The 25,988-nt window shown below is 65.5% G+C and carries 19 protein-coding genes, 1 tRNA gene and 1 pseudogene; 13 read left to right on the forward strand and 8 right to left on the reverse strand.

The features are described from left to right. The first annotated feature begins 85 nt into the window (after window positions 1–85). Window positions 86–1,495, forward strand: coding sequence for a glycosyl hydrolase family 28-related protein (locus MTHMO_RS03710; protein ID WP_237394745.1), 1,410 nt, complete (start codon window positions 86–88; stop codon window positions 1,493–1,495). Then, window positions 1,464–2,651 carry a hypothetical protein gene (locus MTHMO_RS03715; protein WP_202213587.1) on the forward strand — a complete coding sequence of 396 codons (1,188 nt, stop codon included), beginning with the start codon at window positions 1,464–1,466 and terminating at the stop codon, window positions 2,649–2,651. Before MTHMO_RS03710 ends, MTHMO_RS03715 begins: the two co-directional genes overlap by 32 nt. A gap of 23 nt (window positions 2,652–2,674) precedes the next feature. Here the strand turns inward: MTHMO_RS03715 and MTHMO_RS03720 are convergent, their stop codons facing one another. After that, window positions 2,675–3,424 carry an SDR family oxidoreductase gene (locus MTHMO_RS03720; RefSeq protein ID WP_202213588.1) on the reverse strand — a complete coding sequence of 250 codons (750 nt, stop codon included), beginning with the start codon at window positions 3,422–3,424 and terminating at the stop codon, window positions 2,675–2,677. Window positions 3,425–3,538: 114 nt separating this feature from the next. On the opposite strand from MTHMO_RS03720, the gene MTHMO_RS03725 reads away from it, so the two are divergent. Then, complete coding sequence (locus MTHMO_RS03725; protein WP_202213589.1) at window positions 3,539–3,970, forward strand: hypothetical protein; 432 nt, start codon at window positions 3,539–3,541, stop codon at window positions 3,968–3,970. 37 nt (window positions 3,971–4,007) lie between these two features. Here the strand turns inward: MTHMO_RS03725 and MTHMO_RS03730 are convergent, their stop codons facing one another. Beyond that, the gene (locus MTHMO_RS03730; protein WP_202213590.1) at window positions 4,008–8,309 is read right to left on the reverse strand and encodes a DEAD/DEAH box helicase; all 4,302 of its coding nucleotides are present in this window, start codon (window positions 8,307–8,309) and stop codon (window positions 4,008–4,010) included. A 221-nt stretch (window positions 8,310–8,530) separates the two neighbouring features. Between MTHMO_RS03730 and MTHMO_RS03735 the strand changes: the two genes are divergently transcribed. Then, a complete protein-coding gene (locus MTHMO_RS03735) occupies window positions 8,531–10,000 on the forward strand; it encodes an amino acid permease (protein WP_202213591.1) in 1,470 nt (489 codons plus the stop codon). 231 nt (window positions 10,001–10,231) lie between these two features. Here MTHMO_RS03735 and MTHMO_RS03740 read toward each other — a convergent pair whose 3' ends face one another. Continuing rightward, a complete protein-coding gene (locus MTHMO_RS03740) occupies window positions 10,232–10,675 on the reverse strand; it encodes a VanZ family protein (RefSeq protein ID WP_202213592.1) in 444 nt (147 codons plus the stop codon). Continuing rightward, window positions 10,672–11,253 (reverse strand): transcription termination/antitermination protein NusG, encoded by a 582-nt coding sequence (locus tag MTHMO_RS03745; protein ID WP_202213593.1) that lies wholly within the window; start codon window positions 11,251–11,253, stop codon window positions 10,672–10,674. Before MTHMO_RS03745 ends, MTHMO_RS03740 begins: the two co-directional genes overlap by 4 nt. Before the next feature lie 300 nt (window positions 11,254–11,553). On the opposite strand from MTHMO_RS03745, the gene MTHMO_RS03750 reads away from it, so the two are divergent. Beyond that, on the forward strand, window positions 11,554–12,609 hold the full coding sequence (locus MTHMO_RS03750; RefSeq protein WP_202213594.1) for a linear amide C-N hydrolase: 1,056 nt from the start codon (window positions 11,554–11,556) through the stop codon (window positions 12,607–12,609). Between the two features lie 904 nt (window positions 12,610–13,513). Here MTHMO_RS03750 and MTHMO_RS03755 read toward each other — a convergent pair. Beyond that, a complete protein-coding gene (locus MTHMO_RS03755) occupies window positions 13,514–13,957 on the reverse strand; it encodes an SRPBCC domain-containing protein (RefSeq protein ID WP_202213595.1) in 444 nt (147 codons plus the stop codon). A gap of 649 nt (window positions 13,958–14,606) precedes the next feature. Here MTHMO_RS03755 and MTHMO_RS03760 point away from each other — a divergent pair. From MTHMO_RS03760 to MTHMO_RS03775, 4 genes and pseudogenes are all read left to right on the forward strand, one after another. Next, window positions 14,607–15,568 (forward strand): annotated as a pseudogene (locus tag MTHMO_RS03760) (IS481 family transposase); the annotation flags it as partial. Beyond that, a complete protein-coding gene (locus MTHMO_RS03765; protein WP_237394746.1) occupies window positions 15,555–16,643 on the forward strand; it encodes a DEAD/DEAH box helicase in 1,089 nt (362 codons plus the stop codon). The pseudogene MTHMO_RS03760 and the gene MTHMO_RS03765, both read left to right, overlap by 14 nt. A 24-nt stretch (window positions 16,644–16,667) precedes the next feature. After that, window positions 16,668–17,102, forward strand: coding sequence for a hypothetical protein (locus MTHMO_RS03770; RefSeq protein WP_202213596.1), 435 nt, complete (start codon window positions 16,668–16,670; stop codon window positions 17,100–17,102). A 199-nt stretch (window positions 17,103–17,301) separates the two neighbouring features. Then, entirely contained in the window at window positions 17,302–17,760 is a 459-nt protein-coding gene (locus MTHMO_RS03775) for a hypothetical protein (protein ID WP_202213597.1), read from the forward strand. Between the two features lie 853 nt (window positions 17,761–18,613). Here MTHMO_RS03775 and MTHMO_RS03780 read toward each other — a convergent pair. Continuing rightward, a tRNA-Arg gene (locus MTHMO_RS03780) sits at window positions 18,614–18,687 on the reverse strand. A gap of 367 nt (window positions 18,688–19,054) precedes the next feature. Here MTHMO_RS03780 and MTHMO_RS03785 point away from each other — a divergent pair. The 4 genes from MTHMO_RS03785 to MTHMO_RS03800 all read left to right on the forward strand — a co-directional run bounded on the left by MTHMO_RS03785 (window position 19,055) and on the right by MTHMO_RS03800 (window position 24,041). Beyond that, complete coding sequence (locus MTHMO_RS03785; RefSeq protein WP_202213598.1) at window positions 19,055–20,146, forward strand: phosphatidylserine/phosphatidylglycerophosphate/cardiolipin synthase family protein; 1,092 nt, start codon at window positions 19,055–19,057, stop codon at window positions 20,144–20,146. Window positions 20,147–20,564: 418 nt separating this feature from the next. Continuing rightward, complete coding sequence (locus tag MTHMO_RS03790; protein ID WP_202213599.1) at window positions 20,565–20,975, forward strand: phosphatidylserine/phosphatidylglycerophosphate/cardiolipin synthase family protein; 411 nt, start codon at window positions 20,565–20,567, stop codon at window positions 20,973–20,975. After that, a complete protein-coding gene (locus MTHMO_RS03795; RefSeq protein ID WP_202213600.1) occupies window positions 20,975–21,592 on the forward strand; it encodes a phospholipase D-like domain-containing protein in 618 nt (205 codons plus the stop codon). Before MTHMO_RS03790 ends, MTHMO_RS03795 begins: the two co-directional genes overlap by 1 nt. 232 nt (window positions 21,593–21,824) lie before the next feature. Continuing rightward, window positions 21,825–24,041 (forward strand): ATP-dependent RecD-like DNA helicase, encoded by a 2,217-nt coding sequence (locus tag MTHMO_RS03800; protein ID WP_202213601.1) that lies wholly within the window; start codon window positions 21,825–21,827, stop codon window positions 24,039–24,041. Here the strand turns inward: MTHMO_RS03800 and queA are convergent. Continuing rightward, on the reverse strand, window positions 24,014–25,063 hold the full coding sequence (gene queA / locus MTHMO_RS03805; protein WP_237394747.1) for a tRNA preQ1(34) S-adenosylmethionine ribosyltransferase-isomerase QueA: 1,050 nt from the start codon (window positions 25,061–25,063) through the stop codon (window positions 24,014–24,016). The genes MTHMO_RS03800 and queA overlap by 28 nt on opposite strands. Beyond that, on the reverse strand, window positions 25,060–25,911 hold the full coding sequence (locus MTHMO_RS03810; protein ID WP_202213602.1) for a hypothetical protein: 852 nt from the start codon (window positions 25,909–25,911) through the stop codon (window positions 25,060–25,062). Before MTHMO_RS03810 ends, queA begins: the two co-directional genes overlap by 4 nt. Window positions 25,912–25,988 lie beyond the last annotated feature (77 nt).

The following is a 25,988-nucleotide window of genomic DNA, read 5'->3' on the forward strand; positions in this document are numbered from 1 at the left end:
CCCGCCGATGGCAACTCTTGGGAAGCGGGACCCGGACGGGAACGGCTTGCTGGACGGTTCGGCTTGAGGCAGTCTGGCAGGCGGAATGGCTCGGCTCGTGCCTCTGGCGTATGCCTTCTTGCTCACCTCTTTGTGCCCGACCGTCCGCGCCGCCAAGATCTTCTGGGCCTCGGAGCCGGTGGCACCGGGGGAGATGGCTCTCCTCTACGGGGGTGACCTCGGGGGAGTCCAGTCGATCACTACCTGGCCGCTCGAAGACGGAGAACCCAAGGAACCGCGGGGCGGCTTTCCCGACGCGCCTGCGGCGACCGTTTCGGTGCCGGTATCGCAATCCTCCTCCGCCTCCATCAAGGTTCCCATTCCCGCAGCCTTTCAAACGGGCATCTTCGCTGTCGATGCCGGTGGGGATAAGCTCCTCCTCAACCTTCCGAAGCCGGAATGGAGCCAGCCGGAGCGCCTGCTGCCGGGGCTAGAGGAGAACGAGGCCGCGCCGGGGAGTCGAATCGATGTCTTCGGGCGCAACTTCGTTCTCGACGTGGAGGAGCCGAAGCGGGCTCTGGTCCTGCTTCGGGAGAGCGCGACGGGGAAGGCGATCCGGCTCGCGCCGGATACCGTCGAGCGGTATCGCCTCTCGGTCCGGCTCCCCGAGGACCTCGCTGCCGGGAACTACGAGATCTGGGTCCACAACGGGCACGGAGGCGAATGGGGATGGGGCGGGGGCGCCAAGCTGGTCGTCAAAGCCGCCGAAAGCTGGCCGTCGACCGTTTACGACGTGCGCGAATTCGGGGCGAAGGGGGACGGGCTAACCGATGATTCGGCGGCCCTGCGGAAGGCGCTGGCCGCGGCCGAAAAAGGAGGAGGAGGCATCGTCTACCTGCCGGCGGGCACCTATGCGGTGCGGGAGTCCTTCTTTCTGCCGCCCAAGACCCTGCTCGAGGGAGACGGCAAGGACTTCACCTGGCTGCAATGGCCGCAGAACGCTCCGCACGCGCCGAGCGACTTCCTTCCCGCCGTGCTCTACGGCGGGGGGCGCTATTCGATCGAAGGCCTCTCGCTTGTGGTCCGCAACGCGCGAAGGGTCCTTCTCGATCTTTCGGTCGTGGCCGATCGGCTCCTGCCGGTGGAGCTGGCCGAAGAGGAGATTCCCGCGGCGTTTTTGAAAAAGGCCGCCGCCGTTCCGTGGGAAACCCGGGACCTCTTTCTGCGCGAGGTGCGGATCGACTACCTGCCCTTCGCGGGCGCTCCGAGCCGGGAGCCGGAGCGCGATCCGCAGTGGGCCTTGGGCCGGTGGGGGCTGGGGGCCGGGAGGACGAGGAGCTTTCCCTCTTTTGGGAGGCGTCCGCAACGTGGAAATTTCCGGTTGCGAGTTCCTCGGGATGCGCCACCGGCTGCTCGACCTGCGCAACGGACGGATCGTCGACAACGACTTTTCGAATCCGATGGGCGCTTTTTCTCGGACGGCAGTGGGCGGACGCTACGTCGCTTTCCTGGATAATTGGGTTGCCGACGGCAGCGTCCTGCAAAGCCACTTGGACGCCTGCCGTTTCTTTGTCATCGCGCACAACCGCTTCAGCGATTTCGGCCGGGGCGAGCGAATGGCCTTCCGGATCCAAGGCGAACCGCTCCGCGGAAAATGGTTCGCCAAGGGGAATCTCCCGGTTCGGCGCCTCCCGGTGGAGCGGATCGAGGGGAAGACGATCCGGCTGCGCGGGGGACGGTTGGCTCCGGGAGAGTTGCGGGGCGCGGGGATGCGGATCGAAAAGCCGGACGGCCGGGAAGACTGGATTCCGGTCCAAGACAATGCCGACGCGTCGGTCGTCCTGGCCTGGCCGGTCGAGGCCGGCACCGAGGCTCCCGATTGGGTGGAAGTGGCCGGATATCTTCCCCCGCGGCTGGCCACCGTCTCCCGGTGCTCCGGGAAGGAGCTTTTCCTCGCCGAAAAGCTTCCCGGCGATTACAGCGGTCTCGGCGTCCAAATCGTCAGCGGCCGAGGCGCGGGACAGGTGCGGACGATCGTTCGAGCGGAGGGAGAGCGGGTCACGGTCGACCGCGAGTGGGACGTCGCTCCCGACGCGACGAGCCAGGTCCTGCTCCACCAGGTGCAGGGAAACGGGATCTTCTTCGCCAACGAGGCCGAGGATCCGAACGGCCTCTTTGTCGGAACGGGAGATCTCTACGACTCGGTCTTCGACGCCAACACCCTGCGGAGGAGCTCCGGCATCTGGGAGAGCTCGGGAACCTTTCTGCAGTTCCTCGAGAACGTCCTCGACGTCGCCGTCAGCTATGCCGAGCCGTCCGCGGGAGCCCCGGCCCTGCCCGGCCGCGGCATGCTCGGGATTCTGGCGGGCGGGGAGCTGGCCGAGCGTTTCGCCAGCCCTTTCGAGCTGGTCCGCGGCGTCGTCTTCCGCCGGAACCGCCTCGCGTTCGGCCACCGTGTCCGAGTAGGATCGCGGCCGGGAGGAAGCGGGTTGGCCGCGGTGGTCGCGCGGGACCTAGTCATTGACCACAACTGGTTCGAGCACGGGCAGGTCGGAATCGAGCTCGAGCGCGGCGTTCGCCAAGCGGTACTCTCCCGGAATCTTTTCTTCGACATCGCGCTGCCCCAGCAGGTCGGTCAGGCGACCGAGGTGGAGATCCTGCCCGAGCGCTGACTCTCCCATCCGGAGCCCGTCGCCTACAACTCCTGGAAGGTCGGCCGGATCAGGATCTCGTTGACGTTGACGTGCGGCGGCCGCGTCACGGCGTAGACGATCGCCGAAGCGATGTCTTCGGCCTGCAGGGCGCGGCCCTCCTCGAAGTTCTTTTGGATCTCCTCGAGGGCCGCGCGGTCGGTGATGGTCTCGAGGAGCTCGGTGATGACCGCTCCGGGCTCGATGACGGTGACGCGGATGTTGTCGGACGGGGAGAGCTCCATCCGCAACCCTTCGGAGAGCGCACGGACCGCGTACTTGGTCGCGCAGTAGACCGCGCTTCCCGGATAGACCTTTCTGCCGGCGACCGAGGAGAGGGTGACGATGTGGCCGCTTTTCTGGGCCAGAAATCGGGGCAGCACCGCCGCGATGCTGGCCAGGACTCCCTTGAAATTGACGTCCACCGTCGCCATCCACTCCGCCACGTGCAGGTTCCGCATGAGCGAAATGGGCATGATGCCGGCGTTGGCGACCAGGATGTCGATTCCTCCGAACTGCTTGCAGGCGGCGTCGACCACGTTTTCCACCTCGCTCGGCTCCCGGACATCGCAGCGGATGGGTAGCGCGTTCCCCCCTTCGTCGGCGATCCGGCGGGCGAGAGCTTCGAGTCGGTCGAAACGGCGGGCGGCGGCGACAACGTTCGCCCCCTCGCGGGCGAGGGCGAGAGCGGTCGCTCGGCCGATGCCGCTTGACGCACCGGTGATGATGGCGGTCTTGCGGGAAAGCGGCTTCATTGTCGGCTCCATTTCTCGGGCTAGGCTAGCAAAGCGCTTGGGGGAAGGTCGAGAACCCATCCGCTTTTTGCCATAGAAATCGGCTTCGGCAGGCTGTAGGCTTTCCGGAAGACCATGCAGACGACCTCCTGGGCCGGCATCCCCTTCCGGTTCGTGCTCGCCTTGGCGACGCTCCTGTCGATCGGCGCCTGCTCGCGCCAAGAGATCTGCCCGGCGGTGACCGAACAGGACAAGAAGCAGTTCGCCGAAGCCCTCCAGGCCAGGCCTCTTGTCCGGATCACGGTCCTTTCGATGGTTCCCAGCCGCATCTACCGGTGTGGGGTCGCGGTGCGCTGGTCGACCTCGGTCAACATGATCACGCTTTCCGCCGAGGGAAGGCCGACGACCACCTACTGCGGCAGCTTCGAGATGGCGGCCGACTTTCCCCGCAACTCCTTCGGAGAGATCGCCGTGGCTTCGGCGCTTCCCGCGTATTGGTCGGACACGGTCCGGGAAATTCAGGGCTATGCGTTGATGAGCCGTCGGCCTTCCGGCGCTCCGCGGTAACCGGAGAGGGCCGGCTCGCGGCCGGCAGGGCGGCGGGCTAATCCCGTGCGTCGGCGCGCCGGAGGAGTCGCTTGGTCGCCTCCCACTCCTCGCGGGGATCGAGGCGGCGGAGAAAATGGCTTTTGCCGGATCGGAGAACGGCGATCGGCTCGCCGTCGCGGTAGAGCAGGCGGTTACCGGCCAGGGCGGGCAGCCGCTCCCCCGGCGTGAGGATGCCGACCAGGTTGGCGGGATCGGCGGCGCAGACCGAGACCCAGGAGCCAGACTTCGGCCGGTCCCGGATCTTCCGCAGGGAAGCGGCCGCCTCGGGGAGGGCGAACTGCTCTCCGGAGAAGCCGGCGACGAAGCGTCCGCCGCGGATTTCTTCGCGCGCTTCCAAGCGGCGGTAAATGCCCACAAGCTGCCACCACGGGGGTAGCCCCTCCTCCCGTTCCAGGAGCCGGCGAAAGACCACGCCGTAGCGCCGGAGCAGCACGCGGGCGATCTCCTCCGCCCGCTCTTCGTCTCCCAGGGCGCAAACCGGAGGTGTGAGTGACCAGCGGCCGGCAGGAACCTCCCGGTCCCTGCGGCGCCCCCGCTCGGGCCGGAAGAGGCGCAGGCCGGAAAAGCCGTCGGAATGAACCAGCCCGCTCCCGGCCAGCTCGGCCAGCGCCTCCGTAGCTTCTCCGCGGAGCAGCCGGCAGTTCTCCAGGATGTCGGAGAGGAAGGAGGGGCCCCGGCTTTGGAGGTAGGCGAAGATCGTCGCCGCCCGGGGGCGCAGCCGCCCGGGAGCGGAAAGGTCCCCGTTCGACCAGACCGCAAGCCGGCCGCGGGGCAAAACGGCGACGGGGGAGGAGGCCACCAGCCGCGGGTTCTTGTTCTCCTCCGGCCGTCGGCGCAGCCGGTGCCAGAAGAAGCGGCCGTCTAGGCAGAGCCGTTCGAGCCAATCCGGATCGAAATCGGCGATCCGGGCCGGCAGAAGCTCCTGCTCCCAGGCTTCCGCCGGCGCCGAAATCCCTTCGAGCAGCGGGAGGACCGCATGCAGGCTCTCCGGGCCGCTCCCGCGCTCCTCCGGGGCGAGCCGCTGCCATGCCAAAAGAAAGCGAAGGAAGTCCAAGGCCGAGACCGGGCGAACCGACCGGCGGAGGCTCTCCTGCGCATAGCGATGGATCCGCGCGAGCAACCCGCGGGGGCACCACTGCTCTTCCTCTTCCCCGGGGAGCCAGCGGCCGCGGAAGAGGAAGCCCTCCGCTTCGAGCGCCGCCAGGGAAGGGAAGAGCCGCTCGGCCGGCAGTCCCAACGGCCGGCCGAGCGCGGTGGCGGACAGAGGGCCGAGCCCCTGGAGGCGTCCGCGGAGGATCTCGCGGAGCGCAGCCTCCGGATCCCACGGGGAGGAGGCCGGAGGCGGACCCGTCTTTCCGCTGACGATCTCCCCTTCCGGAAAGAGCGCTTTCCAGTGGGCGAGCCATGCGGGGGAGCTCCAGAGCAGATCGCGGATACCGGGCCGGGGCCGGAACGCGATCGCCCTCCCCGCTTCCGCCAGCTCCTGCAAGAGCCCTTCCCAGGACCGCGCCGGTCTTTTCCCGAAGCGGCGGAGCGGCTCCGGACAGCCCGTGCGGGCCTCCCGTTCGGTAAGGAATCCCAAGAGTAGAAGGGCGTCCTCCATCTGGTCGGGGTCTTGCGGATCCGGCCAGGCTTCCTCTTGGACGCAACGCACCGCCTGCGGGTCGGCAATGGAGAGCTGCCGGAGATCCGAAAGCGGGAGCCGTCCGGAGTAGGCGACCGCACGGGCGCGGCGCTCCTCGGCGGGAGCGGGGTCGAGAAAGGAGTAGGGGCGGGCGGCCAGGATTCCCCGGGCAGCCGGGGAGGGTTCGCGCAGATCGCGGGCCTCCGCGGCGATGGCGCCGCCCCGCAGCTTGCGAAGGAGATCCTCCAGCCCGTCCGCGTCCATCGCCTCCGCAAGGCAGTCGCGCAGCGTCTGCTCGACCAGCGGGTGGTCGGGGCATTCCCGGTCGCCGCCAAGGTTTTCGGGGCAGGCGACCGCGTCGGGGAAGATCGCCCCGAGCAGCTCCTCGGCCTCCATCCTCTGGAGAAGGGGAGGGACCCTGCCCCCTCCTCGGCGTCGAGCGACCGCGAGCGAGATCGAGGCGGTCCAGCGCCAGCGGATCGTGAACATCGGGCTGGTCAGGAGCGCCTGGATCAAGACCGAGCGGACCGACTCCGGGTGGAGGAACGAGAGGATCTCCTCGAGCGGAAAGCTATGCGCGTGGGTAAGCGAGAGAAGGATCGCATCCTCGGTCGCCGCCGCCTGCAGCTCGAAGTTGAACTTTCGGCAGAAGCGCTTGCGGAGCGCGAGCCCCCAGGCGCGATTGATCCGGCTCCCGAAGGGCGAATGGATGACGAGCTGGGTTCCGCCCGACGGATCGAAAAAGCGCTCGATCGCGATGCGTCCCGGATGGGGGACGAAGCCGAGGGCCGCTCGGGTGGCCGCCAGATAGGCGGCGAGCTCTCGAGCGGCGCGCCCGGGGAGGCCGATCCACCCCTCGAGCTTTTTGCCGGCGTGTTCCGCCGCGTCGGGAAGCCCGCGTTCTTCTGCTTCCGCAAGCCACTGGTCCACGCGGCGGCGGACCCTGCCGGCACACGCGGAGAGCTCGCGGCTGCGGCCGGGCAGCTCCCCGAGCCAGAACGGAATCGTGGGAGCCTCTCCGCGGGCGTCTTCGACGCGGACGACCCCGCGCTCGATCTTGCGCAACCGCCAAGAGGTGTTGCCCAGCGCGAAGATATCTCCGGGAAGGCTCTCGACCGCAAAGTCCTCGTTCACCGTTCCCAGGGTGATCCCCTCCGGTTCCGCGACGACGGCGTACTCCCCGGCGTCCGGAATCGCGCCGCCGCCCAGCAGGGCGGCCAGCCGAGCGCCCTTGCGCGGGAGGATGCGGTTGCGGGCGCGGTCCCGGAAAAGGAAGGCGCGGCTGCCCTCCCGCCTCGGAGAGTAGCCCTCCGCCAGCATCGCCACGACGCGCAGAAATTCCTGGCGGCGGAGCCGGCGATACGGATAGGCCCTCCGGACCGACCGAAAGAGCTCCTCTTCGTCCCGCGGGCCGGCGGCCACCTCGGCGACGATCTGCTGGGCGAGGACGTCGAGGGGGGCTTCCGGGATCACGAGCCGGTCGAGGACTCCCTCCCGGATGGCCAGAAGGAGCCCGGCGCACTCGACCAGCTCGTCCTGGCTCAGCGGAAAGAGCCTCCCTTCGGGGACCGCTTCTCCGACCCGGTGGGCCGATCGGCCGACCCGCTGGAGAAGGGAAGCGATCGACCGAGGCGAGCCGAGCTGGCAGACAAGGTCGATCTCGCCGACGTCGATGCCGAGCTCCAAGGAGGAGGTGGCGACGAGAACCGAGAGCCGCCCGGTCTTCAGCCGCTCCTCGGCCGCAAGGCGCCGTTCCCGGCTCAGGCTCCCGTGATGGGCGGCCACCGCCGCTTCCCCGAGGCGTCCGGTCAGGTGGTGGGCGACCCGCTCGGCGAGGCGGCGGCTGTTGACGAAGATAAGGGTTGTCCGGCGGGAGCGGACCAGATCGGCCAAGCGATCGTAGATCTCTTCCCAGACCTCGGTCGAGAGGACCGGCTCCAAAGGGGAAGAGGGCAGCTCGACCGTGATCTCCATCTTTCGCCGCGATCCGAGGTCGACGACGGCGCAGGGCGCCGATCCCCTCTCTCCGACCCCGGTAAGGAAGTGGGCCAACTCGCGGATCGGCCGCTGGGTCGCCGAAAGCCCGATGCGCTGGAAGGGCACGCGAGTCAGGGCGGCGAGCCGTTCCAGGGAAAGGGAGAGGTGGGCCCCCCGCTTTCCGGAGGCCACGGCGTGGATCTCGTCGAGGATGACGACTCGGACCGTGGAGAGCAGAGCGCGTCCGCCGCCGCTGCCGAGAAGGAGGTAGAGCGACTCCGGGGTGGTCACCAGGAGATGGGGAGGCCGGCGGAGGAGCCGGGCGCGCTCCGACGCCGGGGTGTCCCCGGTGCGTGCGCCGATCCGGATTTCCGGGGCCGGGATTCCTTTGGCGGCGAGCTCCCGGCCGATGCCGGCCAGCGGTTCCAAGAGGTTGCGCTGGACGTCGTAGGAGAGGGCACGGAGCGGAGAGACGTAGAGGACGGAGACCTCCGGGCGGAGCTCCCCGGACTGGCTTTGGCGCACAAGCTCGTCGATCGCCGCAAGAAAGGCGGCCAGGGTCTTCCCCGAGCCCGTCGGCGAGGCGAGGAGGACCGGCCTGCCGCTCTGGATGAGCGGCCAGGCCGCCGCCTGGATCGGGGTCGGGGCTCCCAGCGTCTTGGCAAACCAGTCACGGACGGCGGGATGAAAGTTCATGCGCTTCCCGCGCTGTCGGGCTTCCTAATCAATGGCCGGATCGCGGCCCGCCGCAAGGTCGGCTCTCTCCCTGGCTCCTATCGGGTTTCGGGCGGGGCGCCCGGCGCAGAAAAATCGTCGACAACGGCCCGCGACCGCTCCAGATTTCCGGCGGAAGGAGCGAAGAGCCGCCGGTTTCGGCACGGCGGCTGCTTGTAGTGCAAGGAAACAGGAAAGAGGCCATGGAGCGGCGGAAAGGAGCGGGGCAGGAGTCGCCGAATTCCGCCGCCCGTCCGGCGCAATTGCACCGCACCCTTTCGGCGGTCGACTTGATGCTCCTGGGGGTGGGAGCGATCGTAGGCGCCGGGATCTTCGTCCTCACGGGCGTTGCCGCGGCGACGGCGGCCGGGCCGGGCCTCATCCTTTCCTTCGTCGTGGCGGGCCTCGCCTGCCTCTTCGCCGCGCTCTGCTACGCCGAGTTCGCCTCGATGGTGCCGACGGCGGGGAGCGCCTATTCCTATGCCTCCTTGAGCATGGGGGAGTTCGCCGGCTGGCTGACCGGCTGGAACCTGATCCTGGCCTACCTGTTGACCGGTGCCGTGGTGGCGATCGGCTGGTCGGGATATTTTCAGGAGCTTCTCTCGGGGATCGGGATCTCCCTCCCCGCCGCCTTCGGCAAGGCTCCCCACGAGGGAGGCTGGCTTAACTTGCCGGCGGCGCTGATCGCCCTCGGGCTCAGCGGGGTCCTGGCCTTGGGGGCTCGGGAGAGCGCGCGTTTCAACCACTGGATCGTCGGGGTGAAGCTCGGCGTGATCGCGCTTTTCCTGGTGGCGGCCGCGCCCCATGTCCGTCCGGAGAACTGGCAGCCGTTGCTCCCGTTCGGCTGGAAGGGGGTGATGGCCGGAGCCGCGCTCATCTTCTTCGCCTATGTCGGCTTCGACGCGGTTTCGACGGCGGCCGAGGAAGCAAAGGAGCCGCAGCGCGACCTGCCTCGCGGGATCCTCGGATCGCTCGCCGTGTGCACCCTGCTCTACATCCTGGTGGGAGTGGTCTTGACCGGGATCGTTCCGTACCGGCTTCTCAACGTCAAGGACCCGGTCGCCTTCGCGCTGGTGCGGGTTGGGGAGCGGACGGCGGCGAACCTCGTCGCGGTGGGGGCCATCGCCGGGATCACCTCGGCTCTCCTGGTGAACATGTACGGCCAATCCCGCGTCTTTTTCGCCATGTGCCGGGACGGCCTCCTGCCGGCTTCCTTGGGCAGGATCCACCCCGTTTCCCGGACGCCGGTGCGGATGATCGTCCTGATCGGAGCCGTCATCGCGGGAATCGCGGGTTTTTTCCCGATCGAAACCGTTGCGGAGCTCACCAACATGGGGGCGCTGGCCGCCTTCATGGTCGTCGCTCTCGGAGTCCTGGTCCTTCGAAAGAAGAGCCCCGGCCTCCGACGGCCGTTCCAGGTTCCGGCCATGCCGTGGACCGCTCTGGCCGCGATCGGCTCTTGCGGCTACTTGATGACTAACCTAAGTCGCAAGACCATGGTCTGGTTCGCGGCGTGGATGGCCGCGGGCGCTCTGCTCTATCTGCTGGTGCTCTGGGGCCGTCCGGGACGACCCGCTCACGCGGTCCTGACGCGGGGAGCCGCCGAGGGGGAGCAAACGGTGCCCCTTCCCGAAGATCTCTGGTTCGCAACGCCTTCGGACTCCTCTTCCTGACCTTTCCTATGGCGATGACCCGGGGGGCCGGCGCGCCGCCCGCCCGCCGGGAAGCGGCCGAGGAGCCGCGGAAGCCGGCTCCGAGGCGCGGATGCGGGCACCTCTTCTCCCGCGAAAAGCCGAGGGGGCGTTTCCGGCCGTGCGGTACGGAAAAGGGAAAAAATCGGCGCCCGGCCGCGCGCCCGAGCCTATTTGCTGCGCCTCGCCTGCGAAATTTGTGAGAGATGGCGGCTATCCGTTTTCGTGGATTTCCGCTGTTTTTCCCGATTCGGATTGGGAACAGCGATCGGCTTGTTGCAGGCGGCGGCTCGCCCTTCGATGTCGTTCGACCAAGGCGGCCAGAACGGCGCCCAAAAATCCGCCGGAAAGGTCGGCCGCCCAGTCGAAGGGATCGGGAGTTCGGCCGGGAATGAGCCGCTGGTAGTTCTCGTCGAGCGCGCCGAGGATCGCGACGGCGGCCGTAGCCGCGGGCGTGCTTCCGCCGGCCAGACGCGCGAGGAGGCCGGCTCCGGAGTAGGCTATCCCGTGGAGAAGCTTGTCGTTTACCCGGCTAACCTCCCGGGGCAGGTTCGCTCCCGGGATGCTGGAAAGGGAAAGCAGGAGCAGCGCATAGGCAAAAAAGGCGATCCAGAGCGGGCGCCTGCTCGAAGACCTCGGTGCGGCGGGACGGCTCACGGGGCGGGCTTTCCCGGCTTGGGCTCGCGCGTCGTTCCCACCGTCAACGTTTGCGCAAACCGCGGGTCGGGGATCACGACATCCGCGGCGGCGACCTCCGTTTCGACCTGGCGGCCGAGCCATTCGAGGAGGATGCGGACGCGCTCCTTGCCGGGGAGGTACTTGCGGACGATGGCGTCGATGCCGCAGAACGGGCCGGCGCCGATCTTGACCTCCATGCCCGGCTCGGGCAGGCATTCGAGGGTTAGGAGGTTTTCCGGGCCCAACCGCTGGCGCAGATGGTCGACCGCTCCGTGGGGAATGTGGGGATATCGGCCTCCGAACCGGACGATCTTGGCCACCCCTTGGGCGTAGCGGACCGCGTTGAGGCGAACGAGCGGCTCGAAGCAGGCAAAGAGATAGCCGGGAAAGAGCGGCTCGATCGTCCAGACACGTTTGCCCTGGCGCAGCCGGCAGTAGCGGATCAAGGGCAAGACGGCCTCCACCTCCTCGAGCCGGAGCAGCGAGTCGTAGGCGATGCGTTCTCGCTTCGGCTGGGCGCGCAAGCAGAACCACAGCCGTTCGTGCGGGGAAAACATCGTCGTGTTGACTCGCCGCCTACGCGGCAGGCGGCGAGCGTTTCCGGTTTGCGAAAGCCCCCTTTGCCGATCCAAGCACTAGCCGCGAAGGAGCGGTTCGTCAAGAGACGAATGACCGCCGGAGCCTCCCGATGCCGAAGCCAGGGCCGGCGCGGCGTTTTGCCGTCCGCCGTTGCCGGCCGGGCGGATCCACCGGCAACGGTCTACCACTGAATGTCGGCGGCACCGAATATTCCGGTGTGGCGAAGGCGGCTGCGGCCGTATAACCTGGAACCATCTCCCGCACGCAAAGGGGCGACGATGAAATGCCGGCGCACAAGCCTATTGCTGACCATGGCCATGGCGGCAGGCTTGGCCGCCCCGTCGGATGCGTGCACGCGTGCGGAATACCATGGGCGGGACGGCCTCAACATCACGGGACGCACTATGGATTGGAAGGAGCCGATCCCTGCCAGCTTGTGGATTCTGCCTCGCGGCATACACCATGACGGGCTTGCCGGGCCCCATTCGGCCCAATGGACTTCCCGCTACGGCAGCGTGGTCGTCAGCGCCTTCGGAATCGCCTCGGCCGACGGCATGAACGAGAAGGGCCTGGTGGCCAATATGCTGTGGCTGCCGGGCTCCAAATATCCCGAGGCCGAACATCCCGAGAACCGGTTGAGCATTTCCTTATGGGTACAGTACTTCCTCGACAATTTTGCCACGGTGGACGAGGCGGTGCGGGCCATGCGGGAGCATCCGGTGCAGGTGATCTCCGATCGGATTCCGGGCACCGACATCTACACCACCGTGCATCTGTCGATTTCGGACGCAAGCGGCGACAATGCGATCTTGGAATATATCGAGCGGAAGCTCATCATCCACCACAGCCGTGACGATCAAGTGATGACCAACGAGCCGGAGTACGATCAACAGCTGGCCCTGGCAACGTATTGGAAGGAGGTGGGCGGCACGGTATTCCTGCCGGGCACCAGCCGCTCCGCCGACCGTTTCGCACGAGCCGCTTTTTATATCCACGCCATCCCCGAGACCGGCAATGCCGTCGAGGGCGTCGCGGAGGTGATGAGCCTGATGCGCAACGTGTCGGTGCCCATCGGCATTTCGACGCCGGAGAAGCCGAATATCTCCAACACGCGCTGGCGCGTCGTGGCCGACCAGAAAAACCTCATCTACTACTACGAGGCGGTGACGACGCCGAACACGTTCTGGGTCGACCTCAAGAAGGCCGATTTCCGAGCCGGCGCGCGGGTGTTGCGGTTGCCGCTGGAGAAGGACGAGATCTACTCCGGTGATGCGATCAAGCATTTCCATCCGTCAACGCTTTTCCCGTTTCTTCCGGTCTCGCCGAAGCGGTGAGGCATTCCGGGCTTGGCGGCGGCCGGCCGCAACCGCCGGCCTATCGATTGCGGTATGTTGCCCTTGGGGTGTTTCCGCCGGCAACCCGGCAGCCCACGCCCGCGAGGTTCCCGCCTTCCCGGCTTGAAGCCGGAAAATGCCGCCCAACGGTGCCGAAGTTTCATCCGCCCGGCACCGTGCGTCCTGGAGAGCGGACGGAAGCCGGCCAGCCGGGGAAAGCGATTCCGCCGGTTCCCTGTGCCGGGGTGCGCGCAACTTTCTTTGCAGCTCGGCGACAAAGCGGCAAATCCGCTCGATCGCAAAAAAAAGCAGAGACGGCTCATGCCTTCTCCGTCCGGGCAATCCCTGTCGAAAACAGCGGGCCGCTGCGAGGCCAGGCCGCGGGCCGGCGACGACCGCGGAATCCCGGCCGGGCTCGGAGCCGGCTTGTGAGCGCCCGACAGAACAAGGCTCCGGATCGGCAATGCGGCGTCGCCGACGGGCATGCGCCATCGAACGAGATGCCCGAGAGAGAGATGCCGCAGAAGGGGCACGGCCGGCTCCTTGCGATTGCGGAATCGGCGGCGATCGTTCCCCTGTCGGCCCCTTGGAGCAGCAGAGCGCCCGTGCGGTCGGGAGACAACCATCTGCCTCCCGCGCCTCTGCCCCGGAAAGCCCGGGCATTGGGCGCTACCCGGACTTTGCCGGCCAAACTCCGGCATGCGAATTGTCGGCAGCATTCTTCGGCCGACGTCGTAGACGATCCTCCCTGGTAGAGGAAGGATGGTCTATGGTTTTCGGAACGGCGGCGGGAGAGACCGATCCGGCCGGGAGCCGCAGGAGCTGCAGGCAGGGCGACCGGCGCCGTCCGAGCGGCGAGCACAGGCTCTGCGGAGAAGGAAGCCGGGCGAAAGAGTCAGTCCGCTTACCTTTGGCCGGATTCGGCCCGTTTCTTAAGCGCTGCGTTCATGGCCTCCAGCCCACGCCGGCACCTCGGCTCCATCAGTGGCCAAAGGCAAGGGACCAGAAGGCCCTGGAAGGTCTCTCCGTGGTGAAGAAGGACCTTCCTTGGGCCCTGGATCTCAAGGACAAAGCGATGGTCTCCGGCCAGCAGGCGCGGGGAGAGCCAGTAACAGGTCCAAGATAGCTCCCGGTTCGGCTCCACCGTGCGGACCTCGGCGTTCATGGCAACCGAAGGCGAGTCGGGTGCGCAGACGCGAAGCGCCAGCCGCTCCCCCGGACGGGCTTCTCCGCGCACCGAGCGGAGAAAAGGATTCCATTGGGGATAGCAAGAAAAGTCGACGAGTGCATTCCAGAGGGCCGCGGGGGAAGCCGCAATCTCGATTTTGGTCTGAACGGTTCGGTTCATGGTTGAGTACCGTGTTTAAAAAAGGCCCTTCACCATATCTTTCCCTGACCCCCACATCCTTTCCTACCCTTTTCCGGTCCGGCTCAAGCGGGTAGTTCCCACAAGCAGCGGGGAATACGCCAGCCCGTGTCCCTGGTACGTTGACCGGGATCGCTTTGCCGGCCGACAGCCAAAAATGACCCCCTGACGACATGTGGAATTGACCCCCTGGAGACAACAGGAGGTGTTCCTGGGAAAGGAAGAAGGGCAGCATCTTCTGCGATTACGCAGGAGGAGATGCTGGAACCGGAGGGAGTGGGTTGGATGATGGCTTTGCATGATCTGGGTCGGGGAACCAAGCGGATCCCTCGGGGGCTAGCCGCCTGTCGGCCTTGATGCGAGAGCTTGCCATGATCCGCGGCCGGTCCGATGCGCCATGGGGAGGGACTGTCTCGAGAACCGGAAAAACCAGGATAATGCGACGGTAGTTCTTCCGGCGGGGTGTCCGCTTGTTTGTGTGCGGGTGCAAATTGCGCGTGTGATGCTTGCCCTTAAAAGGCGCTATCTGTTGGGGTTCGCATGATTACCTTCTAGAAAATCGCCGTCCGTTGCTGATCGGGCGTGCGGTGCTTCGGGAGGTTGTGGCAAGCTGGAAAGCCGAGGTAAAGATATGAGAATCACCCTGCACAAAAATGCGACGACTACGCCGGCGATCCGCACGGCGATTCTGGCGGGCGAAGGGCAGCGATTACGAGTTGGCGAAGCAGTTTCGCGTGACTCGGGAGACGATTCGTCGGTGGCGGAAGCGGGATTTTGTCGAGGATGCCAGCCACACCCCGCATCATCTTCCGACGACACTCAATGCGGGACAGGAAGAGCTGGTGATCTACTTGCGCACGCAGCTCCGGCTGCCGCTGGACGATCTGCTGGCCGTCATCCGCGAATTTATCGAACCCTCCATGACCCGCTCGGCCTTGGGCCGGCTCCTGCGGCGCCGAGGCCACTCCCGGCTGCCTCAACCGGAAAAACCGGCCAATCCCACTCAACCCTTTAAAGTTTACCTGCCGGGCTACTTTCATGTGGACCTCAAATACCTGCCCCAGATGGCCGACGAGACGTCTCGCCGTTATGTCTTCGTCGCCAAGGACCCGAGCCACCCGTTGGGTCTTCTTGGCGGTCAAGCGTGCAAAGACCCCAGCGGCCGCCCGCAGCTTTCTCCAGGCGCTGGCCAAGGCGGCACCCGTGAAAATCCGAACCATCCTCACCGATAACGGCAAGGAGTTCACCGATCAGGTCTTCGGCCAAGAACCCAAGGATGCCACCGGATCCCATGAGTTCGACGCGCTCTGCCAAGCATTGGGAATCGAGCACCGCCTGACCAAGCCAAAGTCGCCTCGCACCAATGGCATGGTGGAGCGCTTCAACGGAAGACTGGCGCAGATCCTCCGTACTCATCACTTCCAAAGCTCCCTCGACCTGAAAACCACGCTCCACCGCTACGCCTGGCTCTACAACGAACACCACCCTCAAAAATCGCTCAATCACCAAACCCCACTTCAGGCCCTAAAAACATGGCAACAATCCCATCCGCATCTCTTCCAAAAAGCAGTACGCAATCATGCGGGACCTGACACGCGCCGACGAGAAGCAGTTAGGGGCCATTTTCGAGAAGGAAGCCTACCGCATCGGTCTGGCCGATCTGATCCGGCAGGGCTATCTCTCGCGACTGATCGTGGACACCCTGCCGCTGTCGGGAGGGGGCATTGATTTGGCCGGTGTCTCCGTCCGCAAGGGAGAGTTCGTCGAGGAGGAAGCGGCAGACGCAATCGCTCCCTACCTCGACGAGATCGCCGGGATCATCGCCGCGCACTACGCCGACCGCCGCATCCTGGCCTTCTTGCCGCTGCGCAAGACTTCGGAGGCCTTCGCGTCGGCATGCCTTGCTCACGGTATGAAGGCTGAGCATGTCGACGGCGAATCTCCCGATAGGGCGGAGATCCTCGAGCGGTTTCGCCAGGGGAAAACCCGACTCCTGAGCAACGCCATGCTGCTCACCGAGGGATTCGACTGTCCAGCGGTTGATGCGATCCTGATTCTGCGGCCAACGCGCTCGAGGGTTCTCTACCAGCAGATGATCGGGAGGGGGACGCGGCTCTTCGAGGGGAAGCGCGATTGCCTAATCCTCGATCCCTGCTTTGTTCACGATCGCCTACCGCCCTTGCGGGCCTCCTGCCTGGTCGCCAAGGACGCCGAAGAAGAGAAGCGCATCGATGCAGCCGGCTGCAAGGACCTACTGGAGGCAGCCGAGAAAGCAGAAGAAGCGCGCCGGGAGCGGGAAGAGACGCTCGTATCCCGCCTTCAGGATCATTCGCGCAGGATCGTCGCGGACTACTTGAGCATCATGCTCGCCGAAGCAGAGGACTACGAGCCTGTCTTAGCGTGGGAGAGCGCGCAACCTACTCCGAGGCAATTGGACGTGCTGGACAAGGCCGGCTTCGACACGAGCCTCATTTCCTCGCGCGGCCTTGCGAGCAAGCTCATCGACGGCATGCACAAGAGGAGGGCAAGAGGACTTGCCACCTTCAAGCAGGTGAGACTGATGCGAAGGCTCGGCTACCGGGGCGATGCGACCAAGGCGACGTTCGAGGAGGCGAATGCGTGGATCGGGGAGCGGCTGAACAAGAAGAAGCCCGCTTCGGTGGCGTGAGCGAGGAGAAGAAAAGGAGAAACCATGAACACGAAATCCCTATTGATCGCCTGCGCCTTGGCGCTTTGCCCTGTGGCAAGCGCCCATGCGATTCTTGCGAGATGGTATCCCTTGGAAGTGCCGCATCGAGGACCGCTCGGCAGCGGCGAACATTCCATAGTCCATGGGATGAAGATCTACCGAACACCCCCCTCGCGGCCATACATCGTGATCGGCACAATTGACGCGGGAAGCGGACTCTTCGGATCTCCGAGAACTCGCGCAGTAGACAAGGCGAAGGAAGTGGGAGCCGATGCGATCATCCTGGTTCAAACGGAACGCTGGCCTACTGGCGGGCAGGCTTGGGGATGGGGGCAAGGAACACACGCGGGAGGCGGGATCGGAGGACTAAATTACATACAGAAGTACGCCGTGATCGGCCACTACCAAGCAATCAAGTGGATCAAGGGCGAGAAGTAAGGCCGGAGCTTGCGAAGAATCGCGGGATGGTTGGGGGGTGTCTGATGGAACGGTGAGGCTTGATTTTCCATGCGTAACCGGGAAGGACGCCTACGCCTAGGGCCGGGAACAAATCCTATCCGCAGTTTCCTTAAGCATCCTGTCGATGCTCACCCGATCGGGCCACCGCTCATCCGCCGCCAGCTTTCTCCGGTGCTTCATGCGCAGCCTCGTTCAAGGAATCCTGTACCAAATCGGCTACCGCTCCCTCGGCCTCGGTCTGCTTCCGACGCTTGCGGCCGGCGTTCCGGATAATACCCAGAGCGTGCCGCGCCACGATCCTGCGGGCTTCCTTATCGCCCTGGTATCTGTCCGAGCAAAGCCGTGGTTCAAATTCTTGAGCCTTGCGGAGGGCTTCCTCGCGCAAATCGACGGCAACCTGCTTCCCGTACAGCAAAAGCCATGCTTCGATGCAGCGCGAGGTAAGCATGCCCTTGGGGATGCCTCGTTGGGAGAGCTTCGAGCGGATTTGGTCCGCATGCTCGGTGAGCATCCCGACATCAACCGGCTCCATGGAGATACACCCGAAATTCGGATCATCGACGATCCGAAGCAGAGCCTTGTAGTGGCTTCCGGCGGCGGCGACAAGCTGTCTGTAGATAGCCTTCGCCGTGGATGACATCAGTAAGCGCATGGAGCGACTCTACGACAAGGGACGGGCCTTGGCAACACACTGGTAAGACAGAGCGCATCTACCCCTGGTTGGCCAAGGAGCAAAATTTTCCCGGCGGCGGGACGAACAGGGGGCACTCGCTATAGGCACGCGGCGCGCCCCAAACCCCTGCGCGAAAACGCGCAGGTGCCGGGGCGGGAGGGGAGCGCATGATAATGCGTTATCAATAATCCCCTACCCCCTACCACGGCCTTACTGATAAGGCCTTACACCTTGGAGAGATCCGTGGCTCCGCGCCTACGGCGTCTTACTGATAATCCACAATCCATCGCCCATTCCCGGCCGACGTTCCCGGACGTCTTCACCGCAGACCCAAATTCCGGCCGACGTTCCTGGACGTCCCGACGTCCGCCGGTGAAGAGAGACTACGAACGATCCGCTGAGCACGCGCCCCACGCCCTACGAAATGAGAAGGCATTCTCAATAGCAGCCTCGCGCAAAGCACGCGGCGCGAGAGACCGACCGAGCCCCTGGAGGTTCTGGAGGTTCAATTTTAAAACCTCCAGCGCATAAGTCATTGATGGACAAGGCCGCTGGAGGTACTGGAGGTTCTGGAGGTTTTTTTAACAAAGGGGGGCGAAATGCAGAGATGAAGGCCGAGCTTGATGCCCCAGCCTACCCGAAGCGCGGCGTCGAGGCTCGAAGCGTTGCCCAACCCCTGCTCCGGCTATTGCCACTTTATTGGCAGAATAGAAGCATACGAACCCGTTTGTTTGCGTATCTATCGTTACACATTTGTTCTTAACGCAATAAGCTCCCTAGGGCTTCTACCAGGGAGGATTGCGTCTTTATATCTGGTTGGTCCCGGGCCGATTCGAACGGCCGACCTACGCTTTAGGAAAGCGCTGCTCTATCCTGCTGAGCTACGGGACCTGCTTGGTCGGGAGCAGAACACCGGTCGGACGTGGGATCTCCGCGTCCCGCTGAGCAACCTTAGGCGAAGGCGTCGGCGGCGGCAAGGCTCCGTGGAAGGCGCGGGCGGATTCTGCCTGGAGCCGCGCGGAAATCTCTTGTGCTCGGATCCCCCGGATCCAAAGATCCCGTCGCTTTGCGGTATGGCGTTCATGAGCCGGGGGAGGCACAACGGGTTGGCGGGCCTTGGGTTGCTGCTATTGGCCTTGGCGGGCTGCGCGGGCGCCCCGCGCATCCCTCCCGGCCATGGCGGCGTTGCGGGGAGGGGGGGCATGCGGCCCGGGGGCGGGCCGGAAACCGTGTCTCTCTCCTCTCCCGGGGGCCGGAGATGCTCGAGGCCCTCTTCGCTGCCATGGAAGGGGCCCGGGATCACATCAACTTGGAATTCTACATCCTCGAGAACGTGTGGATCGAGGGGAGAAGCCTCGAAGATCTGCTTATCGAAAAGCTCCATTCGGGCGTCGCGGTGAACCTGATTGTGGACGGCTACGGCTCCCGGCGGGCCGGCCATGCCTTTCTTGAGCGATTGCGGAAGGAAGGGGCGAGTGTCCTGCTGTTTCATCCGATGGACGCGGCAGGGATCCTGCGGATCGATCGGCTCAACGAGCGCGACCATCGGAAGATCCTGGTGGTGGACGGCAAGGCGGGGTTCGTGGGCGGCATCAACCTCTACCCGGTCTACCTGAACCAGGCGGAGCCGGGTGCGGTGCAGCGGCGGGACTTCCATCACGTCCTCTGGAATGACCTGGTAGCGCGGATCGAAGGGCCTGCTGTCGCAGAACTCCAGCGGCTCTTCTTTGCCACCTGGTCGAAGGAGAAGGGTCCGCCGGTCGAGAAAAAGGCGTACTTCCCTAAGATCGCAAGCGTAGGGAGCGAATGGGTCCGCGTGATCGGAAGCGGGCCGGAGAAGAATCGGGCTCTTTTTTACCGGGAGCTTCTGGAAGCGATCCACGCTGCCGGGCGCAACATCGATCTCTGCACCGGCTCCTTCGTGCCGACCCGGCAGCTGGTCGAAGAGTTGGCCGAGGCGAGAGGACGCGGGGTGGCCGTGCGCCTCGTCTTGCCGTCGGCCCTCTACCATCCGGGGGTGGAAATCGCCGGGAGCGCCGATTACGAGCAGCTCCTGCGAGCGGGGGTCCGCATCTGGGAGATGCCCCAGGAGGTCCTCCATGCGAAGCTGGCGTCGATCGATGGGGCCTGGATCGCGGTAGGTTCTTCGAATCTCGACGAGCGGAGCGTGCTCTTTAATCAGGAGGTCGATGCGATCATCCAGGGGAAGAAGACCGCATCGGCGGCTGAGAGGGTCATGGAAGCGGAGATCGCCCGAGGCCGGGAGATCACCCTTCGGGAGTGGCGAAGGCGGACTCTGCTGCGGCGGACGAAGGAGTTTCTTTCCGGAATGTGGCGGGTGCTGATGTAGGGGTGTTTCCCGCGATGCATCGGCTCAACAAGAAGCGGCCGATCAGATGGGCTTGGTTCGGCCTCCTCGGGACTGGTTCTGGCCGGCTGCGTGCCCACGCCGAAGATCGCCTTGCGCCCCGATCCACCCGGAGAGGCGCTCGGGCGGCAGCTGGCTGCGGATGCCGCGTTGTATCCGAAGCCTGCCGGTCCGGGCAACCGGGTGAATCTGCTGGCCGACGGCATGCGGACCTTCGAGGCGATGTTCGCGGCGATGGAGCGGGCCGGAGCCCACATCAACCTCGAATATTACCTCTTCGAGGATCTCCAAGTCAGGCCGAAAAGCCTGGGCTATCTTTTGCAGGAGAAGCTCCGGTCCGGCGTGGCCGTGAAGATCATCCTGGACGGCTACGGCTCCTACCGGACCAGCCCCGCTTTTCTTGGAAGGGCTGCGACGGGCGGGGGCGCGGATTCTCGTCTTCCGGCCGCTCATCCCGGAGGCGATGCTTGGGGTGAGCCGGAGCAACGATCGCGACCACCGGAAGATCCTCGTGGTCGGCGGGAAGGTCGGCTTCGTCGGGGGCGTCAACTTGGCCCGGGTTTACCGGAATTACTCCGATCTCCGGGCAGCCGCGCGGGGGGACTTCCGGCACGCCGATTGGAGCGATATCGCCGCCCGCATCGAGGGGCCGGCGGTGGCCGATCTCCAGCGGCTCTTCTTTGCCGCTTGGACGAGCCGGCACGGGCCGGCGGTGGAGAAGAGAAACTATTTTCCAAAGGTCGCGGAGGCGGGGAGCGAACGGGTCCGGGTGGTCGGCAGCGGACCCGGGCGCGACGAAGCGCTCTATTAATGAATAGAAGCTTGCTCGAGGCGATCCACCTGGCGCGTCGGAGCGTGGATCTGTGCACCGGCTTTTTCGTTCCCATTCGACAGGAGGTCAAGGAGCTTGCCCGGGCGGCCCGGCGCGGCGTTGCCCTCCGGTTGGTCCTACCCTCGCCGGTCAACGACCGCGAGGTGCGCGCGGCGGGACGGGCCGATTACGGGCGACTGCTCAAAGCCGGAGCAAGGATCTGGGAAGTGGGGGGGGCGGTGCTCCATGCGAAGTTCGCCACGATCGACGGGGCCTGGAACTCGGTAGGGTCCTCGAACATGGATCGGAGGAGCGTCGTCTACAACGATGAGGTCGATGCGATCATCTTCGGCGGGAATACGGCTGCGGCCGCACGGACGCTCATCGAGGAGAACATCGCCCGCTCCAGGGAGGTCACGCTCGATACTGGGCACCACCGGGACTTAGCGGCCATTTCTCACAAGCTTTCTCCTACGGCTTGCAAAAAACGGGCTCGTCTGCTTCGCTCCCGCTTGGTTTTCCATCCTCGCAGTATGTCTTCATACAGCTCCGGTGGAAAACCTGCGCCCGCCTCGCACCCAAGCCCATTTGCGGCGCCTCGGCTACGAAATTTGTGAGAAATGGCCGTTAGGGGAACGGATGAACGAGTTCTTCGCATCGTTCTGGCGCTTCTTGATGTAGCGGTGTAGTCGCTTCCCGCTTCGTGATCGAGCCACCGGTCCGGATCCTCCTGAGAAGGGACCGTCGGAAGCAGCCCGCCTTCGGCGGGAACGAAGGTAGGAGAAGCGGCACAAAAAAGGTTGGTTTTCCGGGAGGATAGGTCACAAGGTTTCTACAGTCAGGAGTCCCGTGGCCGCTTCCCTTCCGCCGTCCGAGAGACTTTCCGGGCTCATCGAACGGGTCACCTTTTTCAGCGAGGAGACCGGGTTTTCCGTGCTCAAGGTGAAGGTCGCCGGCAGGCGGGACCTGGTCGCGGTCGTCGGTACGCTTCCGTCTGTCGCGGCCGGGGAGTGGCTGACGGCCCAAGGAAGATGGGTCCGGGAGCGGGAGCATGGCCTCCAGTTCCGGGCGGAGTCGCTTCGGACGACCCCGCCGACCACCGTAGAAGGGATCGAGCGCTATTTGGGGAGCGGGATGGTCAAGGGGATCGGTCCGGTCTTCGCCAGGAAGCTGGTCGAGCGGTTCGGGGAGAAGATCCTCGAAATCATCGAAAAGGAGTCGGCCCGGCTCGAGGAGGTCGAGGGCATCGGGCCGAAGCGGAGGGCGAGGATCAAGGAAGCCTGGAACGAGCAGAAGTCGGTCCGGGAGATCATGCTCTTCCTCCACTCCCACGGGGTGAGCACGAGCCGGGCGCTCCGGATCTACCGGACCTACGGTGCCGAGGCCGTGGAAACGGTGCGCGCCCAGCCCTACCGGCTCGCCCGGGACATTCCGGGCATCGGTTTCCAGACCGCCGACCGGATCGCCCGGAACGTCGGCATTGCGCAGGACTCTCTCGACCGGGCCTGCGCGGGGCTCGCCCACCTTCTCCTGGAGGCGACCGAGTCGGGCCACTGCGCTCTGCCGCTGCCGCTCCTGCTCGAAGGAGCGGAAAAGCTTCTCGAGCTGCCGGAGCCGCGGCTTCGCGAAGCGCTGACGCGTTCCGCGGCCCAGGGGGACCTGCTCCTCGAGGAGATGGAGGGAGAGACCTGGGTCTTTCTCCCCTATCTCCAGCGCGCCGAGGAACGGATCGCCGAGCGGATCGGCTCGCTGCTTTCTTCGCCTCCGTGCTACCCGCCGATCGACTGGGAGAAGGCTCTTTGCTGGGCGCAGAAGCGTACCGGGAAAGCCCTCTCGGCCAGTCAGCAGGCGGCCCTGCGGCGCGCCCGGGAAAGCCGGATCCTGGTCGTGACGGGGGGGCCCGGGGTCGGGAAGACGACCTTCCTGCGAACGCTCCTTCTCATCCTGGGGGCCAAGGGCCTGCGCCTCCTCCTCTGCGCGCCGACGGGGCGGGCGGCGAAGCGGCTTGCGGAAGCGACGGGAAGGGAAGCGAAGACGATTCACCGGCTGCTCGAGATCCAGCCGGCGAACGGCCGCTTCACTCGGGACGAGAACCGGCCTTTGGAATGCGACCTGCTCGTGGTCGACGAGTGCTCCATGGTCGATATCCCGCTCTTCTCCCATCTTCTCCGGGCGCTTCCGCGGGAGGCGAGCCTGCTCGTTGTGGGCGATGCCGACCAGCTCCCCTCGGTCGGTCCCGGGACGGTGCTCCGCGACCTGGTCGGAAGCGGCGTGGTCCCGGTGGCCGAGCTTACCGAGGTCTTCCGGCAGGCGGCGGGCAGTCGGATCGTCGCCACGGCGCACCGGATGCGGCAGGGACTTCTGCCGGAACGCCCCGATGGGGAGGAATCGGACTTTTACTTCGTCTCCCGGGAGGAGCCCGAGCGGATCGCCGCGGTCATCGTCGAGATGGTCAAGACACGCATTCCGAAGAAGTTCGGACTGGATCCCTTGCGCGACATCCAGGTCCTCTGTCCGATGAACCGGGGCAGCCTGGGTGTTTTCGAACTCAACGCCCGTCTCCAGGAGGAGCTCAACCCGTTGCGGGCGGGCGAGCGGGAGGTCGAGCGTTTCGGCTGGCGGTTCCGCGTGCGCGACAAGGTCCTCCAGACAAAGAACAACTACCAGAAAGAGGTCTTCAACGGGGACATCGGCGAGGTGGCAGGAATCGATCCGGAGGAGCAGCTGGTGCGGGTCCGTTTCGATGGGCGGGAGATCGCCTACGAGTTCGGCGAGCTCGACGAGCTGTCGCCCGCCTATGCGGTCACGATCCACAAATCCCAGGGATCGGAATTCCCCGCCGTGGTGATCCCGCTGGCGATGCAGCACTACCTGCTGCTCCAGCGGAACCTCGTCTACACGGCCCTGACCCGTGCCCGACGGCTCGCCGTCTTGGTGGGGCAGTGGCGGGCGCTGGCCGCCGCGATCAAGAACGACCGGATCGAACGCCGCTTCTCCCGTCTGCTGCCGCGGCTGCGCCGGGCCTGCGGGGCTCCGGATCAGAGGATAAGCATCGCATCGCCGTAGCTGTAGAAGCGGTAGCCCTGCGCGACGGCCTCCCGGTAGGCCGCTTGGATGAGATCGAGCCCGGCGAAGGCGCAGACAAGCAGGAAGAGGCTCGAGCGGGGGAGGTGGAAGTTGGTGAGCAGGGCGTCGGTTCGGCGGAAGGTGTAGGGGGGGCGGAGGAAGAGGTCGGTCGTTCCGCTCTGCTCGCGAAGATCGGGGGCGCTTTCGAGAACCCGAGCTACCGTCGTGCCGACCGCGACAAGCCGGCGGGCGTTCCGTGCCGCCTCCGCCAACCCCGGGGGGATGGCGAAGCGTTCCGGATGGAGGCGTCCGCTCTTCCACTCCTCGGGACCGAGCGGGCGGAAGGTTCCGGGACCGACGTGGAGGGTGACGAAGGCGTGCGGAAGGCCAGAGAGAAGCTCCGGGGTGAAGTGGAGCCCCGCGGTCGGGGCGGCCACCGAGCCGGGGCAGCGGGCGAAAACAGTCTGATAACGCTCGCGGTCCGAGAGCGGAGGAGGCGGGAAGGCGGGTCGCCGCTTCCGGATGTACGGGGGCAGCGGAGGATTCCCGAACCGGTCGAGGGAAAACGGGCGGGAGAACCGGACGAGGCGTTCCCCGCGCGGCCGGATCTCGACCACTTCCGCCTCGAGCCGCTCTTCCTCGGGGGTGCCGGGATCGGCGACGAAGAGGAGCGTCCGGCCCGGCGAAGCCTTTTTGGCGGGTTCGGCGAGCGCAGTCCAGAGAGCGGGTTCCCGCTCCTCGAGGAGGAGCAGAGAGAGGCGCGGCTGCGCGCAGGAGAGAAAAGCCGGAATCACCCGGGAGTCGTTGAGCAGCAGCAGATCGTCCGGAGCGAGGAGATCCGGGAGATCCCGGATCCGGTGGTGGGTGATCGAGCCGCTGCGCCGCTCGAGGAGCATCAGCCGGGCGTCGGCTCGGTCGGGCGTGGGGAAAAGAGCGATCCGCTCTTCGGGCAGATCGAAGGAAAACGGAGCGAGCTCCGGGAGCGAGCGGTCGGCGGGGCGTTCCACGGAGGTGCGGATCAAGGCACGATCGTGGGCTTGTCTGCTTCGAAGGAGTAGCGCTCGACCTGGATCCAGCGGCCGTCTTCTTTCTCGGGGGCTTTGTGGATCTTAACCTGGTCGACGACGAGCTTCCCGTCCTTTTCGGCCAGCCAGAAGTCGATGTCGTAGATCTTCTCGGGCTCGCCCTTCTCCCGGAAGTCGGTGCAGGCGAAATAGTCCTTGTCGGGGATGCGCCGGACCGGGTTGTGGATCTCGACGAACTCCAAGGGGATCTCCTGTCCGGTCTTCTCGTCCCGGATCCGCAGGACCCCGCCGCCTTCGCGGATCTTGTCGGCGATATATTCATGGATGGCCGCCTTGACCTCCCACGCCCGCTTATACTCGGTCTGCCCGGGGTGCTCGCTCACCGGGAGCCACCACCAGGGGACCGGAAGCCGACTTACCAGCGTCCAGCCGTTTCCCTCCTTCCGCGGAATCTTATGAATTCGGATGTCCATAAGGACGAGCTTCTTTCCGCGGGGCTTGAACCAGAAGTCGAGCTCGTAGGGTTTCGGCGGATCGAAACCCTTTTCGTGGAAGTCGACCGCCGCGAAGTAGCCGTAGCCCGCGATCGTCCGGACGAGCCGGATCCGGTCGAAAAGCAAGGGAATCGAGCGGTTTTCCACCGGATCCGGGAAAAGGAAGACGCCCTGGTGCTCCCGGCTCTTGTCCTCGATGTATTGCCGGGCTTCCGCTTCGACCTCTTTATGGGTGAAGACCTCTTCCTCTCCCTGCGCCGCCGCTCGCCCCGCGAAGGAAAGGAAGACACCCAGGAAAACGGAGGTAAGGGAAATGCGGAGGGGGAATAAGCGGGACACTGCGGTCGACATTGCGAAAAATATTGTAATCACATTTGGCTATGTCAAGATTTCCTACGGGGAACTTTCCCTATCGGGAAATGGATGGC

Origin of the sequence: Methylacidimicrobium sp. AP8, from assembly GCF_903064525.1 — a bacterium.
Taxonomy (GTDB): domain Bacteria; phylum Verrucomicrobiota; class Verrucomicrobiia; order Methylacidiphilales; family Methylacidiphilaceae; genus Methylacidimicrobium.

What these genes read in the sequence shown, in the direction of transcription:
- MTHMO_RS03735 (WP_202213591.1), top strand. Translation starts at nt 8,531, where the DNA reads ATGGAGCGGCGGAAAGGAGCGGGGCAGGAGTCGCCGAATTCCGCCGCC.
- MTHMO_RS03750 (WP_202213594.1), top strand. Translation starts at nt 11,554, where the DNA reads ATGAAATGCCGGCGCACAAGCCTATTGCTGACCATGGCCATGGCGGCA.
- MTHMO_RS03810 (WP_202213602.1), bottom strand. Translation starts at nt 25,911, where the DNA reads ATGTCGACCGCAGTGTCCCGCTTATTCCCCCTCCGCATTTCCCTTACC.
- MTHMO_RS03765 (WP_237394746.1), top strand. Translation starts at nt 15,555, where the DNA reads ATGCGGGACCTGACACGCGCCGACGAGAAGCAGTTAGGGGCCATTTTC.
- MTHMO_RS03785 (WP_202213598.1), top strand. Translation starts at nt 19,055, where the DNA reads ATGCTCGAGGCCCTCTTCGCTGCCATGGAAGGGGCCCGGGATCACATC.
- MTHMO_RS03775 (WP_202213597.1), top strand. Translation starts at nt 17,302, where the DNA reads ATGCGCAGCCTCGTTCAAGGAATCCTGTACCAAATCGGCTACCGCTCC.
- MTHMO_RS03710 (WP_237394745.1), top strand. Translation starts at nt 86, where the DNA reads ATGGCTCGGCTCGTGCCTCTGGCGTATGCCTTCTTGCTCACCTCTTTG.
- MTHMO_RS03745 (WP_202213593.1), bottom strand. Translation starts at nt 11,253, where the DNA reads ATGTTTTCCCCGCACGAACGGCTGTGGTTCTGCTTGCGCGCCCAGCCG.
- MTHMO_RS03795 (WP_202213600.1), top strand. Translation starts at nt 20,975, where the DNA reads ATGAATAGAAGCTTGCTCGAGGCGATCCACCTGGCGCGTCGGAGCGTG.
- MTHMO_RS03725 (WP_202213589.1), top strand. Translation starts at nt 3,539, where the DNA reads ATGCAGACGACCTCCTGGGCCGGCATCCCCTTCCGGTTCGTGCTCGCC.
- MTHMO_RS03770 (WP_202213596.1), top strand. Translation starts at nt 16,668, where the DNA reads ATGAACACGAAATCCCTATTGATCGCCTGCGCCTTGGCGCTTTGCCCT.
- MTHMO_RS03730 (WP_202213590.1), bottom strand. Translation starts at nt 8,309, where the DNA reads ATGAACTTTCATCCCGCCGTCCGTGACTGGTTTGCCAAGACGCTGGGA.
- MTHMO_RS03720 (WP_202213588.1), bottom strand. Translation starts at nt 3,424, where the DNA reads ATGAAGCCGCTTTCCCGCAAGACCGCCATCATCACCGGTGCGTCAAGC.
- MTHMO_RS03755 (WP_202213595.1), bottom strand. Translation starts at nt 13,957, where the DNA reads ATGAACCGAACCGTTCAGACCAAAATCGAGATTGCGGCTTCCCCCGCG.